This is a genomic window from Acidimicrobiia bacterium, assembly GCA_029210695.1.
Taxonomy (GTDB): Bacteria; Actinomycetota; Acidimicrobiia; order Spongiisociales; family JAHEDJ01; genus JAHEDJ01.
The window spans coordinates 18589-34089 of record JARGFH010000006.1 but is presented as its reverse complement, the minus strand read 5'-3'; the positions used below and the strand labels follow the sequence as shown (position 1 = coordinate 34089).

Annotated in this window: 13 protein-coding genes; 2 read left to right on the top strand and 11 right to left on the bottom strand. The window is 62.9% G+C overall.

Translation table 11 applies throughout. The features are described from left to right. Window positions 1–37: 37 nt before the first annotated feature. The 5 genes from P1T08_03175 to P1T08_03155 all read right to left on the bottom strand — a co-directional run bounded on the left by P1T08_03175 (window position 38) and on the right by P1T08_03155 (window position 7403). Window positions 38–1972, bottom strand: a complete 1935-nt coding sequence (locus P1T08_03175; GenBank protein MDF1595094.1) for a DivIVA domain-containing protein — start codon at window positions 1970–1972, stop codon at window positions 38–40. Window positions 1973–2019: 47 nt separating this feature from the next. After that, entirely contained in the window at window positions 2020–3090 is a 1071-nt protein-coding gene (locus P1T08_03170) for a PDZ domain-containing protein (protein ID MDF1595093.1), read from the bottom strand. 110 nt (window positions 3091–3200) lie between these two features. After that, window positions 3201–5384, bottom strand: a complete 2184-nt coding sequence (locus tag P1T08_03165; protein MDF1595092.1) for a hypothetical protein — start codon at window positions 5382–5384, stop codon at window positions 3201–3203. Window positions 5385–5437: 53 nt separating this feature from the next. Continuing rightward, window positions 5438–5983: a class E sortase gene (locus P1T08_03160; protein ID MDF1595091.1), complete on the bottom strand. Its 546-nt coding sequence runs from the start codon at window positions 5981–5983 to the stop codon at window positions 5438–5440. A 106-nt stretch (window positions 5984–6089) separates the two neighbouring features. Continuing rightward, window positions 6090–7403, bottom strand: a complete 1314-nt coding sequence (locus P1T08_03155; GenBank protein ID MDF1595090.1) for an ABC transporter substrate-binding protein — start codon at window positions 7401–7403, stop codon at window positions 6090–6092. A 2-nt stretch (window positions 7404–7405) separates the two neighbouring features. Between P1T08_03155 and P1T08_03150 the strand changes: the two genes are divergently transcribed. Together P1T08_03150 and P1T08_03145 are read left to right on the top strand one after the other, a co-directional pair. After that, window positions 7406–7981 carry a biotin transporter BioY gene (locus P1T08_03150; protein MDF1595089.1) on the top strand — a complete coding sequence of 192 codons (576 nt, stop codon included), beginning with the start codon at window positions 7406–7408 and terminating at the stop codon, window positions 7979–7981. Between the two features lie 92 nt (window positions 7982–8073). Next, on the top strand, window positions 8074–8451 hold the full coding sequence (locus P1T08_03145; GenBank protein MDF1595088.1) for a four helix bundle protein: 378 nt from the start codon (window positions 8074–8076) through the stop codon (window positions 8449–8451). 106 nt (window positions 8452–8557) lie between these two features. On the opposite strand, the gene P1T08_03140 is transcribed toward P1T08_03145, so the two are convergent. From P1T08_03140 to P1T08_03115, 6 genes are read right to left on the bottom strand one after another with little or no spacing between them, the layout of a single operon-like run. Next, a complete protein-coding gene (locus P1T08_03140; GenBank protein ID MDF1595087.1) occupies window positions 8558–9976 on the bottom strand; it encodes an ABC transporter substrate-binding protein in 1419 nt (472 codons plus the stop codon). Between the two features lie 42 nt (window positions 9977–10018). Beyond that, the gene (locus P1T08_03135) at window positions 10019–11128 is read right to left on the bottom strand and encodes a branched-chain amino acid ABC transporter permease (GenBank protein ID MDF1595086.1); all 1110 of its coding nucleotides are present in this window, start codon (window positions 11126–11128) and stop codon (window positions 10019–10021) included. After that, on the bottom strand, window positions 11125–12021 hold the full coding sequence (locus P1T08_03130; GenBank protein ID MDF1595085.1) for a branched-chain amino acid ABC transporter permease: 897 nt from the start codon (window positions 12019–12021) through the stop codon (window positions 11125–11127). The genes P1T08_03135 and P1T08_03130 overlap by 4 nt, the downstream gene beginning before the upstream one ends. Then, complete coding sequence (locus tag P1T08_03125; protein MDF1595084.1) at window positions 12018–13871, bottom strand: AMP-binding protein; 1854 nt, start codon at window positions 13869–13871, stop codon at window positions 12018–12020. Before P1T08_03125 ends, P1T08_03130 begins: the two co-directional genes overlap by 4 nt. Beyond that, complete coding sequence (locus P1T08_03120) at window positions 13868–14692, bottom strand: ABC transporter ATP-binding protein (protein MDF1595083.1); 825 nt, start codon at window positions 14690–14692, stop codon at window positions 13868–13870. Before P1T08_03120 ends, P1T08_03125 begins: the two co-directional genes overlap by 4 nt. Further along, complete coding sequence (locus tag P1T08_03115; protein ID MDF1595082.1) at window positions 14689–15477, bottom strand: ABC transporter ATP-binding protein; 789 nt, start codon at window positions 15475–15477, stop codon at window positions 14689–14691. Before P1T08_03115 ends, P1T08_03120 begins: the two co-directional genes overlap by 4 nt. Window positions 15478–15501 lie beyond the last annotated feature (24 nt).

Below are 15501 nucleotides of genomic sequence, written 5' to 3'. Positions count from 1 at the left end.
CCCACTCCGTGGGAGAAAAACGCGAAAGGAGCGGCGGCTAGGCGGGAACGACTGTGCAGTTGCAGCCGGGATGCACCGGCGGCACGCCCTCGATGCCAGGGAAGTCAGAATCGATAGCAACTGAGCCGACTTTGGCGGCCGCTTTGCAGGTCGGGCATCCTCTTCCGGCAAGCACCCACCGGACTCTCGTCCCTCCCCCACTCGAGGCGCCGGCCAGCATTCCGCGATGGAACGCCCTCGCCGCGAACTCCCGGATCCGGCGCTCGGCCTCGTCGGTTCGCCAGGCGCGGTAGACCCTCGACAGCGATGCAGAAAGCGCTCTCGGTCCCTGTTCGCCGGCCGATTCGGCCACATGTGACAGAGCGGCGAGCAACGCCGACGAGAAGTCCTCGGAGTGGTCGGGGATGTCGCCTTTGCGCGGTCTCGGTCTTCCGGTCTCAACTCCCAGAGATGACCCGGCCGCTGATTGGCCGGCCGCGTAGCTCTCCTGCACGAGAATCAGGAGGTCGCCCCTGACCCGGTCGGCAAGGTCGACGGACTCAGGATCCCAATGCTCTTTGACTCTCACATCCTCCAGCGTGAGGTTCTGAGCCTCCGTCAGTTGCCGCTTCACCCCTCGCAAGATCCGGTTGGTGATAGGAAGGAGCAACTGGTCACGTTCAGCGATGGCGTCGCTGCCAACCGTCGCGGCAGGAGCTTCATCTGCGGAAGTTAGCGCTGCCGGTGGTGGTACCTGCACGCCCGATTCTTCGGGGTATTCGGGGGCCGCCGCAGGTTTCACCTTTGGTGGTTCGCGGAGCGTTGCGAACAGTGAATCGAGCGCCCACGCTTCTTCGACAACCGGCTCGTCGTCGAGTGCGTCGATGATCTCGAGGTCTTGCCGGGGTTCCGTCGCCTCGACAGCCAACTCCAGGCCACCGTCCGGTTCCTCAGATTCCGGCACCTCGTCAGCGACGGCATCATCATCATCCGGCTCATCGACCTCCGGCTCGAGTTCCGGGTCTTGACCGACAGCCGGTCGACCGTTCAGCTCGGCCAGAGCAGCATCGTCCCTGAGACGCCGAACCTCATCGGCGAGCGATGCCGCGTCGACTGGTTCCTCGGACTCGATTTTTCTGGCGGGGATGATCCGCACACTGTCGGCCGGCGCCCAATCGGCCGGGCGCGGCTGAGCGGCGGCCTCGGAAGTGACGGCCGGAATCAGGCGGACGGACGCAGGCTGGGCGGGATCAGCCGGGATCGGGGCTCGCTGCTCTCCGATCTCGGTTTCCATGGCATGGATCTTCGAGCGAACGGTCTCGAGTTCCGCCAGCAACTCATCGCGGCGCACCTCCAGTGCTCGCGCCCGTTCCTGCGCGGCCTCGGCCTGCTTCCGGGCAGTGTCGATGATCTCATCGTGCTGGACTCGAGCCGTCGAGAGCAACCTTTCCGACTCCATCTTGGCGGTCCGCACCGACTCCTCTGCCGCACGCCGGGCACCCGCCTGGCTTCGATGCGACTCCCGCTCGGCGTGGCCGACAATCGCCAGCGCCTCTCTCTCTGCCGTCTCCATGATTTGTCTGGCTTCCGCCTGGCTCGCTTCCAGCATCTCTTTGGAGGTCGACCAGGCGTCACCGCGCAATGCCTCTGCATCCGACTGGGCCTCATCGCGATGTTGCAGGGCAGCATCCTCCGCGGAACGGCGCCACTCTGCAACCTCGGCGGCGGCCCGTACGCGCATGCCCTCGGCTGCCGATCGGGCCGCTTCCAGAACCTCGCCGACCTCGGCGGTCACTCGCTGAAACTCAGTTCGCAGGTCCGGGTCAGCCTGCTGATCGGCCCTCATTCTGAGACGCGTGTGTTCGGTCTCCAGGGCCTCAACCATGCGGGCGACCCTATCGAGAAACTCGGCGACCTCCGACTGGTCGTACCCGCGAAAGGTCGTCCGGAAAGACCTACTGCGAATTTGATCGGGGGAAACGAGGTCGGCCATTGCCCGAACGATACCTGTTCACTCCTGAGAATCCGGGGTTTGAACCCTCACGCAGGCGGTAATCCATCCAGAAACGCCAGGGCTTCATCAACACTCTCGACGGCAACCAGCTCAACGTCGTCATCGACGACCGAGGCGGCGGCATCGTAGTTGGCGGCGGGCACGAGCACGTACTGCGCTCCGGCTTCCTGAGCAGCTACCACCTTCTGCTTGATGCCACCGATGGCCCCGACGGTCCCATCCGAACGAATGGTGCCGGTGCCGGCGATCCTCCATCCGTGCGTCAGGTCGCCATCGGTGAGCGTATCGATGACGGCCAGGGTGTACATGAGACCTGCCGACGGTCCGCCGATATTTTGGGAATCGATATCGATCTCGATTGGAAACTCGAACGAAGGGTTGTACGTTTCGGCGAGGAATCCGACCATGGGCCGATCCGCAAACTCGGTGTGCTCGATGAGCAACACATCGACGTCGAGAGTTTCGTCTGCACGGCGGATCGTGAACGTGATCGTGTCCCCGATGTCGTAGCTGGTTATTTCGGCGACACCGTCGGGGGCAAGCATCACCGGAACTCCCTCAACGGCAATGATCACGTCGCCCTCACGCAGAACCGCCGCGGCGGGGACGTCCTCGAGCACCGAGGCCACCATCACGCCTTCCCCGGATAGCGTTACTTCGTATCCGAGTTCGTCGAGGGCGACGAGGATGGCGGTTGTCTTCGACTCGTCCATTGAGCGCAAATTGATTTCCCGCTGCTCTTCCCGGGTCACCTCATCCGGTCGAATAGCCTGGCGCGCCACGAGATCGATCGCAGGATCGATCGACCCGAGGGCATACTCAAATACGTTCACCTCCTGCAAGACAACGGTGAGCATGTAGAGGTCGCCCTTCGACTGCTGCGTGTCTACCCCGTCGTAGATGACGAAGTCGCCAACGTCGTAGAGGGGGCCCGGCGACATGGCGAAGTACGGGAGCGTGACGTTCCACGCCGCCACCGTGAGCCCGATCGTCAGCAAGAACACGCCGACGACGACCCATGGCCAGCGCGGACGCCGGCGGGCCGGTAGGAGTTCAGCGTCTATCGGCTGCGGAGAGCTCTCGAAGTCGAGTTCCATGGGAGGAATGGTACATCCGGCCATGGGCAATAGAGCACGCGCCATTGGCACTTGGCGTTGGCCTCGCACAAGCGGTGGAGTTCTCCCCGAGCTATTCAGGGGTCGACGAGTCAATCACCGTTGACTTCGTAGACTGCGTCGACGAAGGCCCGGAGTCCCACCTTTGGGCGTTCGCTCCAGGTGACCGCATTCCACGATTCCCAGCTGTAACCGTCGGTTTCGAAGGTATTCGATCCCACCACGATCGTTATGCCCAGGCGTTCTAGCTCAGCCGTCGACAACCTTCCGTCGGCAGAAACGACCAGCGCCGCACGAGATGATGGATCGGACAGACCGACGATCCCCCACGGCAGTCTCATCTCGATCACCTTTCCTCGCGCGGCCCACACGGTACGGGAGACGTAGTCCCGACTGCCGGGATCGGATGAGCCTGTGGGCAGGGGATTCAGGTCGAACCACTCGATTGGCTGATCGATCTCGAGTACAGGGATGGCCAGCGGGCGGTTGAGGTTCAACCGCTGGGGGTTCCAGGCCCCGCTTCCCTCGACCAGGTCGGCGTCCGCGATGTCGTAGAACCCGAGCCGGCAACCCAGGACGAGGTCGTTGTAATCGTTTGAGGCCCGAACGAACGCATTCGCCTCCAGGCCGGGACCTACCACGACCGCGGTGTCAGATGAAGCCCCCCGACCCGGCGACCCAGGCAATCCACCATTGCCACCCGGCACAACGTCGAAACCGACGACGACGGGCACCTCGTTCCAGGCCTCTTCCTCGCTCAGCAGGAGACGCAAGTAGAGATATCCCTCATCGTGGGTGACCCGGACCTCGTGCATAACATCGCCGGATTCCATGATGACCTGGGAGTTCTCGACCCTCCAGTCGTCATCGAAGCCATCTACCACAATGGGAGCCCCCTGCCCACCGGGGTCCATGGCGATGAGGCCGAAGTGGGCTTCGTTGGTCAAGGGGTTCTGCCAGAGCTGCCGTCTACCGGCCGGCAACTCGGTGTCCATGGTGTTCCAAGTACGTTTGAACCATTCGTCCTGCCAGGCGAACACGAACCCGCCGGACAACCCGAGGTCGTGCTGGGTGCGCAATAGTCCGGCGTTGATGGCCATCGCTTCCGCCTCGTCGTGTCCGCCCTGATCTCGTCCGAGCGATCCGCTGTGGGCGGGCCCGAGCGACGACGGCACACCGAACTCCAGCACCATCACCGGCAGGCCGGCCCGGGCGTGGTGGTCGCGGAGCTTGGTCAGGTAGCCGGCGTAGGCGTCGATCCGACCGTTGTATTCGAAGTCGGCGATGCCGGGTTCGTAGCGCATGAAATCGGGGTAGTAGGGATAGGCGTGGTAGCTGGCGTAGAGACCGCCCGGCCACTCAGGTGAGGCAACGAGATGGTTGGCGTCGATGCCCACCATGTCCTCGGTCTCCAATGGTTCCGTCGGATGTATGAGGGGGTCGGTTGTCGGCCAGTTCGAGAAAGTGAGCGGCATAGTGCGACCGTAGGAGGCTTCGATCCGGGCGATGCGATCCATCATCTCGGCCAACCATGCCTCGGTTGGCGACGCATCTCCGGTGGCGCTCACAAAGCGGCCGCGGTATGTCCGACCGGCGTTGCGAACATCCGAATCCTGCACGATCACCGGGTTCATCTCGACCCCGAACGCCCACGAAACCACCCAGGGCGAAACGTCGGCCGTGTACCGGCCGGACGCGTAGCCTCCACGCCCGGGCAGCACGACATCCCCGTGAAGGGCGGCTACCGCGTTTTCGATGTCGGCACGGGTGAGTTCGAGAACCGCGGGATCGAATAGGTCGTGGGTCTCGGCCATCAACTCCTGGGGAACCCACACGCCGTGGACGAGGTACAGCGGGTGGTCGGGGTTGGCCAGATTGAAGGCAAGCAGCTCTCGATAGAAGCACGGTGGCTGCATCGTGTAGATGCGAATTGCATGCACCCCGGTTCCGGCGATCATCGGCAGCCATCGACGCCAGGTCTCTGCGTCAACCTTCAGCTCTGCCGGGAGGCGACCGGGAATGGACGACCCAACATTGACTCCGGTGAGAAACGGAATCTCTCCACCCTCGGTCAGCAGAGTGAAACCCGATGCATCGGCGCTGGCCACCAGTGACAATCCGTTGACCTCCACCGGTGCCGGTGCCCGGCTCGGCCCCCCGGTAGGGGTGGTCAATGAGATCTGCTCTGTCTGCCTGGACGACGGTGAGGTTCCGGCACCGCATGCAGTCGCCATCAACAAGAGCACAACAAAGCAAGCGATGTATCTCGACGCCATATCAGTACTTCGGCAGGCCCGGCCGGCCCCTTGACGCCTTCCGAACCTCATCGCTACGGGAACTGCACCACCGGTTGTTCCCGCAGCTCGGCCCTGATCACGATCCGGTGGGTGGCCGAGCCTTTCGGATGACAGGCGAACAAAGTCACCATTGGAGTGTCTGTTTGGTCAACGATCCAGGTATCGGTTGGAGTGACGATCATCGACTCGACGATCTCATATGTGGCAACCCGGCCGTCCATCCCGGTCACATAGACGATGTCGCCCTCCACCAATTCGTCGAGGTCGTAGAAGGGGGCGCTGTGGGTGGTCCGATGACCGGCGAGCACCATGTTGCCCGGCGCGCCGGGGCCGGCCGTCCCGGACCAATGAGCGACGCCCTTGTCGATGACTGATAGGTCGACGCCTTCTCTGATCACTTCGTCGAGGCCGATCGCCGGAACCTCGAGGCGCCCGACGTGGACACCGAGGCTCTGAGTGAACGAATCGACCGCCGCCCGTTCCTGTAGGAGAGCCGTGTTCTCCGCGGCGGCGGGGGCAGGGATCGAGGTCACCACGGAAGCGAAGAGGGCGACAAGGACGATGACGAGCCGGCGCATACGAACCCATCGGCCCCCTCAACGACCTCCTTGAGGGATCCACAAACCCCGTTTTCGCGCGGGATTCCCACCGTATAGGGAGCGAATCACGCGCGAGAACGGGGTTTTAGGGATCGAGGAAGGGTGAGGCCACGTACTCTTCGCTCGCCGGGACCCCGAACGGCAGGCCGTACGAATCGGCCGTGATCGCCCCAACTGCCGCAGCCGAAACAGGGACCGGCCCGACGAGCGAGGACAAAGGACCGTCGAGGCCGAGATCGATCCCGTCCAGTCGGCCTGTGGCGGCGCGGAGGCCGGGACGCGTGAGATCAGAGGCTTCGAGCGCCTCCTCGAGAATGAGATGGAAAGTTGCCGCCTGGCTGTACCCGAGCAGGGTGTACCAGCTCGCCGCCGCGGTGTCGCCGAACACATCATCGAGCAGTTGGCCGGCCGGCGAATCGGCCGGTGGTCGGGCCCCCAGCACCCAGGTTCGCTCGAGTGCGGCCAGACCGGCGTCCAGCCCGGCATCCCCTCCCAGGGCTGAGGGCACACTCGAGTCGAACGATTGCGGAGACACGAGCCAGGTCGGTTGGAAGTCCAGGGAACCGGCGGTAGCCAGAATGCGAACCAGCGCGTCCGGTGTCGTGCATGCCACCACGATTGCCGCTCCCGACGACGACAGTTGACCAACCACTTCGCCGAAATCGGTGGCCGTCAGAGCGTGAGCGACTCTGCCGACATTGGAGAGGCCGAGATCCGATACGGCCCCGTCGTAGCCGCCGACGCAGTCTTCGCCGTAACTCCCCTCCTGGTAGAGGATGGCGGTCTGGCCGGTGATCTCAGACTCAGTCGCCCAGACGAGCCCGGCCGCCACCTGATCTCGGTCGGTCGGAAGGAGGAGATTCGGCACAACTGCCCCATGGCCGAGCCACTCCGAGGAGAGACTGCCTGCCATCGTCAACATTCCCTCGTTCAGAGCGAGGGGGCCGAGCCGCTCGTCGATCAAGGTTCCGAGCGAGCCGCTGATTCCGACGACGCTTCCGCTCAGTTCACGGAACCCGTCCTCGGCTGTGTCCGGATCGTACGCAGTGTCGAACACCCGCACGACGACGGGGAACTGCCCACCGACACCGCCGAGCACGTCGTTGACGTAGGCCCAGTAGGCATTCTGTCCATCCAGTGCGGCTTCCCCGAACGCCGCCACCGGTCCCGTGCGCGGCACCATCACGCCCACGCCGATCATGCCGTCTTCGATACCGGTGCCGGCCGGGGCCGCGGACGTCACGGTGCTTCCCACTGAACCCGTCGGGAACCCACTAGCAGTCGTGACGGTCGACTCGGACCCGGATGTGCAGGCGGTTGTCACGATGATCAACGCCAGCGAAGTAACCAACATTCTGCCGTTCAAGTCGATACCCTCAGATCGGTCGAGAGGAGACATTCTTGCAAGCCAACGCCCCCGTACTGTCAACCCGCATCCTGCCACGCACCCGGGTCTCGACCGCGGTTCTGGTCGTCACCTTTGCCGCACTGACCGCGCTCGCCGCCCAAATCCGGATTCCGCTCGGCATCACCCCGGTGCCACTGACGGGCCAGACCTTCGCGGTTTTGTTGAGTGGGGCGGCCCTCGGATTCCGGGCTGGTGCGGCCGCGCAAGCCCTGTATGTGGCAATCGGTCTCGCCGGGTTTCCGGTTTTTCAGGGCGGCGAGGGCGGATGGACCTACGCCTCCGGCGCCACCGCCGGATACCTGGCCGGCTTCGTCATCTCAGCGGCAATCGTCGGCTACCTCGCAGAGCAGCGACAAGACCGCAGAGTTGTGACGGCCGTCCCCGCCCTGCTGGCCGGCAACGCCGTGATCTACCTCTGCGGTGTCCCGTGGCTGATGCACGTGCTCGGCACGGACCTCGCCGGTGGATTGACCGCCGGGTTCGCGCCGTTCGTGGTCGGCGATCTTCTGAAGATCATGGCGGCCGGCATGCTGCTCCCAGTGCTGTGGCGGGTCGCGGGCGAACGGTAGAGCGGCCGATGGCCGCTGGCAATTGGCAGTTGGCAATTGGCCCCCGGCTCAGTGTCTCCGTTCTTGTCCCTCGGCTGATGTACAACACATGAGTGAAAGACTTCCGTCGCCTAGATGTATGGCATCTCTCGATCCGACTCGTGACAAATATCTACGAAGCATCGAGCAGGTTCCCCGGTTCCGAGAGATTTGGCCTGACGAGCCAGATCCGGCGTGCAGCCGTGTCGATTCCATCGAATATCGCGGAAGGTTCCGGCCGCGACTCGCAACGTGATCTTGCCCGTTTTCTTGGATACGCCCGAGGTTCTAGCGCTGAGGTCGAGTGCCAGTTAGTCATCGCACATCGCCTCGGGTTTCTAGAGGAAGGCCACCTCGGACCACTTCTAGCTGAAACTCAACGGGCTCAGAGAATGCTCAGTTCACTGATCCGCAAGCTCCGAGTCGAGGCAACGAAGACGACCCCCGCCTGACCGCGCCCACGGAGCTGGGCCAATTGCCAATTGCTCTTTTGCCCCACCACGCGTTTGGGGGGCCGCATCAGCGGCCCCCCAAACAGATTGCTCGTAACGCTTCTTGCTACCCGGCGCAGGCTTCAGTGAACTCGTAGCTCTCCGCGGTCGGACCGACGAAGAAGTCCTGAACCGTTGCGATACCGGTCGTCGCATCGGCCGAGTACCCACCAATGACGCCTTCCCTGGGGAATACGTCGTTGGGGTCACCGGCGAACGATCGCGACGGCATCATGCCCTCATAGTCGACATCGGTCAGCGCAAAGGCAGCATTCATGATCCCCTCATGTGACAGATCACCTGAGGCATAGGCTCCCTCGAGCGCCGCCTTCAGGCCGTACTGCGACACCCATCCGGAGATGAAGAAGTCGTTGGCCGGGAATCCGGCTGCCGTCACCGCTTGCCGCATCTTCTCGTGACCGGCGGAGTCGTAGTCCCAACCACCCACGAATGAGGACTGGTAGTAGATACCCAGCTCAAAGGCGGGAGCAGCGGCCGAGGCCAGCAGCGCCGAGTTCCATGAAGGAGCCGCACCGATGAACAGCGGGACGCTGGCGCCCAGTTGCTGAGCGGCGCCACCAACGATGGCGGCCGTCTCCGACGGACCCGTCACCAGAATGATGACATCGGCCGGATCGGCGACGATCTTGGCGACCGCCTCAGTCTGAGCAGGGTCACCGCCGGCCGAGACCGGAATGACCGTCTCTTCCCATGCCACGGTGAGACCGTTGGCTTCGGCCGCGGTCTTCACACCGGCCGCGTAGTCGAAGCCGTAGTCGCTCGGGAACTCGAGAATGCCGATGGTGGCGAACGTCCGGCCGGCCGCAGGCACAGCCTGCACCGCCCAGTCGATCGCGTTCATGGCCTCGAAGCAGTAGCCGGTGCCGAACTCGATGACGAGGTCTTCGAAGGCCCAGCCGGACCACCACGACATTGGAGCGGCAATCGTGCTGTCCCTGGTGTAGTCGGGGAGCGCCGCCAATGTCTGCGGGGTGCCGAGCGACTGCGCGATGGCGGCCACATCTTCGGCGATCGTGTTGTAGTCGGCGACGAGCTTCTCAGGCTGGTAGGCGGTGTCTTTCTTGAGGTTCTCGGGGATGGCCACGTCGTAGGCGCCGCTGATGCCGTCTCCGGCATTGACCGTCGCCCAGAACAGGCTCTGGCCGCCGTACAGACCGGCCGAGGCGCCGGCGAACGGACCGGATTCGTCGGTCAGGACACCGAGGTAGATGCATCCGCGATCGGGGTTACCACCCGGGCACGGCTCCTCAGTTACACCCGGACCGGTGGTGATCATCATGTCGGCCACCGTCGTTTCGGTGGGTGTCGTATCCGCCACGGTTGTGTCTGGTGCCGTATCCGCCACCGTTGTATCTGGTGCCGTATCCGCCACCGTGGTGTCGGTCGAATCCTGCGCGCAGGCCGCCAGCACCAGTGCAAACGCGGCCAGCAGCGCCAGGACATTCCATCTTCGTAGTCGTCTCACGTCTTCTTTCCTCCTCATGTCATCCGGGCTACCCCGGAAGCCTCAGTACGAGAAAGGCCAGGCCTTCCAGTAGTTTCGAATCCGAATCCAAATGCCGTAGAGCCCCATCGGCTCGAAGATCAGAAAGGCGATGATCAGAACACCAAAAATGACCCGCTCGAGTTGCGACGTGCTCAGTATGCCTTGCGAACCCACCTCCAGAAAGGGCAGCACATCACCGGCGGCGTCGATCATGCGCGGCAACAAGGTGAGAAACGCCGCCCCCATGATCGAACCGGCAATGCTGGCTGCCCCGCCGATCACCACCATCGCGATGTAGTTTATCGAGAGCAGCAGGTTGAAGGAGGCTGTGTTCACAAATCCCGTCACCGTGAACAACAACGCTCCCGCTACCCCCGCATAGAACGACGACACCGCAAAGGCGAGTACCTTGTACCGGGTCAGGTCGATACCCATCACCTCTGCGGCGATGTCCCGATCGCGGATCGCCGCGAAGGCCCGCCCGATCCGGGAGCGGACCAGATTCTTCGCCATGAACCCCATGAAGATCAGCACCACCAGCCCGAGCCAGTAGATCTGCTGTTCGCGGGTGACATTGAAACCACCGATGGTGCCATCGAGGTCGAACCTCCACCCGAGCAAACTGAGTTCCGCAGGCTCTCGCCCGATCCCGGGCCCACCAGTCACGGAGTCCCACTCGCGGAAGATGTGCTCGCCGAGAAACACGAGGCCGAGCGTTAGGAACGCCAGGTAGAGACCTCTGAGGCGTACTGCGACGGGGGCAATGATCGCTCCGACCAACCCGGCGGCCAGGCCGGCCGCCGGCAGCCAGATGAGGATGTCGATGCCGAGTCCCGTTACGCGATCCGTCGCCGCCCCGCCCAGTGCAGCTCCTGCATAGGCGCCGATACCCAGAAAGAAGGCGTGACCCAGCGAGACCTGGCCGGCATATCCGGTGATGAGGTTCAGGCCGATCACTCCCACCGACGCGATGAACGCCGTGGCAATCAAGATCATCCAGTCGCGCGGCAGCCAGATGGGGAGTACAGCAACCGCGATCAAACCGATGACGAACCAGACCCGCTGGGTGTTGCTGGGGAAGATGCCGGCATCCGCCTCGTACCGGGTGAAGAGGTTCGGACGGCCTCTCATACCCGCTCAACCTCCTCGGTCCCGAACAACCCGTACGGTTTGATCAGCAACACGATCAGCAGCACGAGGTACGGGACTACCTGACTGAAGTTGCCACCCAGGAAACTCAGGTGCTGACTCTGATACGTGGCGGTGTATGCCTCTGCGAGGCCGATGATCAGCGCCCCCACCACTGCCCCGCCGATCGAATCGAGGCCGCCTACGACGATGGCCGGAAGGGCCTTCAGAGCCACGATATAGGTGCTCTGTGAAAGGCCGCTCAGATCGGACGAAGCGAACGTTCCGGCTAGAGCCGCCATGGCGCCCGCCATGATCCAGGCCAGCGAGAAGATCCGTCCAACCGAAATCCCCTGTGCCAGAGCGACTTCCTGGTCGATGGCCGTCGCTCGCATGGCCAGGCCAACTCTCGAATATCGGAAGAAGGCGAACAGCAAGCTGCCCACGATGAAGGCGGTAACGATCATGGCGACCGCACGGTGCTGGACGACCACCCCACCGATCTGCCAGGTTCCGAACCCCCAGGGATCTCCGACCGAACGAATATTGATTCCGATCAGGTTGTTGATCGGCGTGCGGATGGCGATGTCGAGACCGATCGTCAGGATGGCAATGGCGAACAGCGGCTTCCCGATCATCGGGCGCACCGCGATCCGCTCCGCCAGCCACCCCATGGCGCCGGCGGCTACGACCCCGAGCGCCAGCGCCAGCCAGAAGTTCAGATCCTTGTCGACCGAGAACCAGGACACCATGTAGGCAGCGAACAACATGATGGCTGGATGGGCGAAGCTGAGCACCTGCATCGACTTGTAGATGATGACGAACCCGAGCGCCAGCAGCATGTAGATCGAGGCCAGCGAAAGCCCGGCGACCGTGGCCTGCAGGAACGTCGTCACGCGTACATCTCCTCGATGATGTCGGAGAATTGGTCGGTCAACACGCGGCGCTTGATCTTCTGCGTAGCCGTGAGTTCGCCTTCCTCATGATCCAGTTCTTTGGGGATGAGCGCGAACTTCTTGATCGTCTCGACCCTGGCAAAGTGTTCGTTGGCAGTGTCGACTGCTTTCTGGATCAGCTCCCGGACCTGCGGCTTCTCGGACAGGTCGCGATAGGTCGTGAAGGTGATGTTCTTCCGCAGAGCCCAGTTGGCCACCGTGTCGAACTCGATTCCGATCAGTGCGGTCAGGAACTTGCGACGGTCCCCGATGACCATGGCCTCTTTGATGAAGGGAGAGACCTTCAGCTTGTTCTCGATCTCCGAGGGTGAGATGTTCTTTCCACCGGCGGTGATGATGATGTCCTTCTTGCGGTCGACGATGCGCAGGAAACCCCGCTCCGTCCACTCGGCAACGTCACCCGTATGCATCCATCCTTCGGAGTCGATCGTCTCGGCCGTTGCCTCGGGATTCTTGAAATAGCCCAGGAAGATCCCGGGTGAACGGACCAGCATCTCGCCGTCTTCCGCCAGTTCGATCTCCACATCGTCGATCGGCTTGCCGATCGTGCCCAGTTCGATCTCGTCGCGGGTGGTCACGGTGCCGACCGCCGTTGTCTCGGTCATCCCCCATCCCTCGTAGATGGGGACGCCGAGAGCCATGAAGAACTTGAGTACTTCCGGGGCGATGGGCGCCGAACCGCTGACGGCCTGCAGGCACCTCTGCATCCCGATCTTCCTCTTGAGTGCCCGGTACACGAGCACATCACCGACCGCGTGTGTAATGCTTCCCCACAAGCCCCGGGATCCCTTGCCAAGGAGCCGATCGGCGTTCTTCATGCCGGTGCTGAGAAAGATCTTGTAGAGGACCTTCTTGATCGGCGAGGCATCTGCCATGCGGATCTGCACGCCGGCGTGCATCTTTTCCCAGATCCGCGGCGGAGCGGGAAAGTAGGTCGGCTGGATCTCGGTCAGGTCCGAAACAACGGTCTCGATGGACTCGGCGAAGTTGACCGTCGCCCGCATGGCCAGGGCGCCGGCCAGGTCGTAGAGGCGTCCGAAGACGTGACACAGCGGCAGGTACGAAAGATATTGGACCGATTGGGGCACGGATTCACCGGCAATGAGCTTTCGCCCGCTCTCCGCCACCCAAATCATGTTGTTGTGGGAGAGCATGGCGCCCTTAGGCGGACCGGTCGTTCCCGATGTGTACACCAGCGTCCCAACCTCGTTCGGGTCGATACCGTCGACGAGTTCATCGACGCGGCGCGGTGACTCCTCGAGTGCCGCCCTGCCCAGGCCGAGGAACACCTCCCACGACATGAGCATCGGATCGTTGTACGACCGAACGCCGCGCGGTTCCACGTAGATGATCTTGGTGAGATTCGGCAGGCTGTCCTTCACCGCCAGCGCCTTGTCGACCTGTTCCTGATCCTCGGCGATGAGCACCTTCGCCTCACTGTGCCACAGCAGGTACTCGACCTCGGCGGCCGGATTGGTGGCATACAAACCGACCGAGGCGGCTTGAATCGCAGCGGCGGCGATGTCGGACACCACCCAGGCGATCCGATTCTCCGACTGGATGGCCACCTTGTCGCCCGGGCGGACGCCGAGCGACCACATCGCCATCGCGGCTGCCTGCACCAGGTCCCAGTAGCCGCCGTAGGTGGTCTCCTGCCAGATCCCGAACTCTTTCTCCCGGAGAGCTACCCGATTCGGCTCCTCCCGGGCAATCGACCGGAGGAGGGCAGGAATGCTGTTGACTCCCAGAGCGGAGGCGCCGGTGCCTGAACGTTCGAGCGTGCTCGTCATGGTTGATCACCTGTTTCCTTGGCGACACCGATGGGTTCATCGCCGTGTGGTTCGAACTCCTCGCCGAGGTACGCCTTGATCACGTCCGGATCTCGCTGAACGGCCGCCGGCAGACCCTCCGCGATCTTGCGACCGAAGTCGAGGACCATTACCCGATCGGCAATGTCCATCACGAGACCCATATCGTGCTCTACGAGGATCATGGCGATGCCGAGCTCATCCTGAATGTCGAGGATGAAGCGAGCCATGTCCTCGGTCTCCTCGAGGTTCATCCCGGCGGCCGGTTCGTCCAGCAAGAGGATGCGCGGGTCCATCGCCAGCGCCCGACCCAGTTCGACCCGTTTCTGGATGCCGTAGGGCAGCATCCCGACCAGGCTCTTGCGGTGGGCTTCGATCTCGAGAAAGTCGATGATCTCCTCAGCCCGTCTTCGGTGCTCGGTCTCTTCTCGCTTCGCCCATCCCCAGAACAGGGCGGAAGCAAGCACGCCGGACTTCATGCGGAGATTGCGGCCGAGCAGGATGTTGTCGAGCACGGTCAGGTTGGAGAACAGTTCGATGTTTTGGAAGGTTCGCGCAACCCCCAACTGGGCGATGCGGTGTGGCTTCATGCCGACGATCCCGGTTCCGTCGACGAGGATGGCGCCTTCCTGGGGATGATAAACACCATTCAGACAGTTGAAGATCGATGTCTTGCCGGCGCCATTCGGACCAATGATGGCGAAGAGTTCCCCGTCGTCGACGTGGAAGCTGACCCCATCGATGGCGGTGACGCCGGCGAACGAGAGCCGTACTTCGTTGAAGGCCAGCAGATGGTCGCTCACGACAACCACCGCTTCCGTCGCTTGTAGTGCTTGACATCCCGAAAGGATTTCCGTTCGCCGCCGGCTGCGTGCAGACCGAGGTAGAACTCCTGGACGTCTTCGTCCCGCATGAGTTGATCAGAAGGCTTGTCCATCACGATCTTCCCGGTCTCCATGATGTATCCGTGTTCTGAGATCGAGAGGGCCATGTTGGCGTTCTGCTCGACGAGGAGCACCCCGGTCCCCTGCTCATTGATCTCGACGATGATGTCGCGTATCTGCTGAACAAGGAGAGGGGCGAGCCCGAGGCTGGGCTCGTCGAGGAGCAGGTACTTGGGATCGGACATCATCCCGCGGCCGATGGCGAGCATCTGTTGCTCTCCGCCGGAGAGGTAGCCGGCCAGCGACTTGCGTCGCTCTTTGAGAATCGGAAAGAGGTCGAAGACGCGAGAGGTATGCGATTCCACATCGCCCTTGCTGGTATGGGCGCCAACGCGGAGGTTCTCTTCGACGGTGAACTCTCCAAACACCCGCCTGCCCTCGAGAACCTGCGTTACCCCCCGCCCGACGATCTGTGATGGGCGAGCCTTGGTGATGACGCTTCCGTCGACGCTGATCTCGCCTTTGGTGATGTCTCCGTTGTGGACGTCGAGCAAACCAGTGATGGCGCGCAAGACGGTGGTCTTGCCGGCGCCGTTTGCCCCCAGCAGGGCCACGATCTTCCCCTCGGGAACCTGAAACGAGATCCCCCGCAGCACGAGGATCACATCGTGATATACGACTTCCAGGTTGGCCACTTCAAGCAACGACCCCTACCTCCACCGTCCGTC

Excerpts from the sequence above, each read along its gene's own strand:
- P1T08_03175 (MDF1595094.1), bottom strand. The coding sequence starts at position 1,972 with ATGGCCGACCTCGTTTCCCCCGATCAAATTCGCAGTAGGTCTTTCCGG.
- P1T08_03170 (MDF1595093.1), bottom strand. The coding sequence starts at position 3,090 with ATGGAACTCGACTTCGAGAGCTCTCCGCAGCCGATAGACGCTGAACTC.
- P1T08_03165 (MDF1595092.1), bottom strand. The coding sequence starts at position 5,384 with ATGGCGTCGAGATACATCGCTTGCTTTGTTGTGCTCTTGTTGATGGCG.
- P1T08_03160 (MDF1595091.1), bottom strand. The coding sequence starts at position 5,983 with ATGCGCCGGCTCGTCATCGTCCTTGTCGCCCTCTTCGCTTCCGTGGTG.
- P1T08_03155 (MDF1595090.1), bottom strand. The coding sequence starts at position 7,403 with ATGTCTCCTCTCGACCGATCTGAGGGTATCGACTTGAACGGCAGAATG.
- P1T08_03135 (MDF1595086.1), bottom strand. The coding sequence starts at position 11,128 with ATGAGAGGCCGTCCGAACCTCTTCACCCGGTACGAGGCGGATGCCGGC.
- P1T08_03125 (MDF1595084.1), bottom strand. The coding sequence starts at position 13,871 with ATGACGAGCACGCTCGAACGTTCAGGCACCGGCGCCTCCGCTCTGGGA.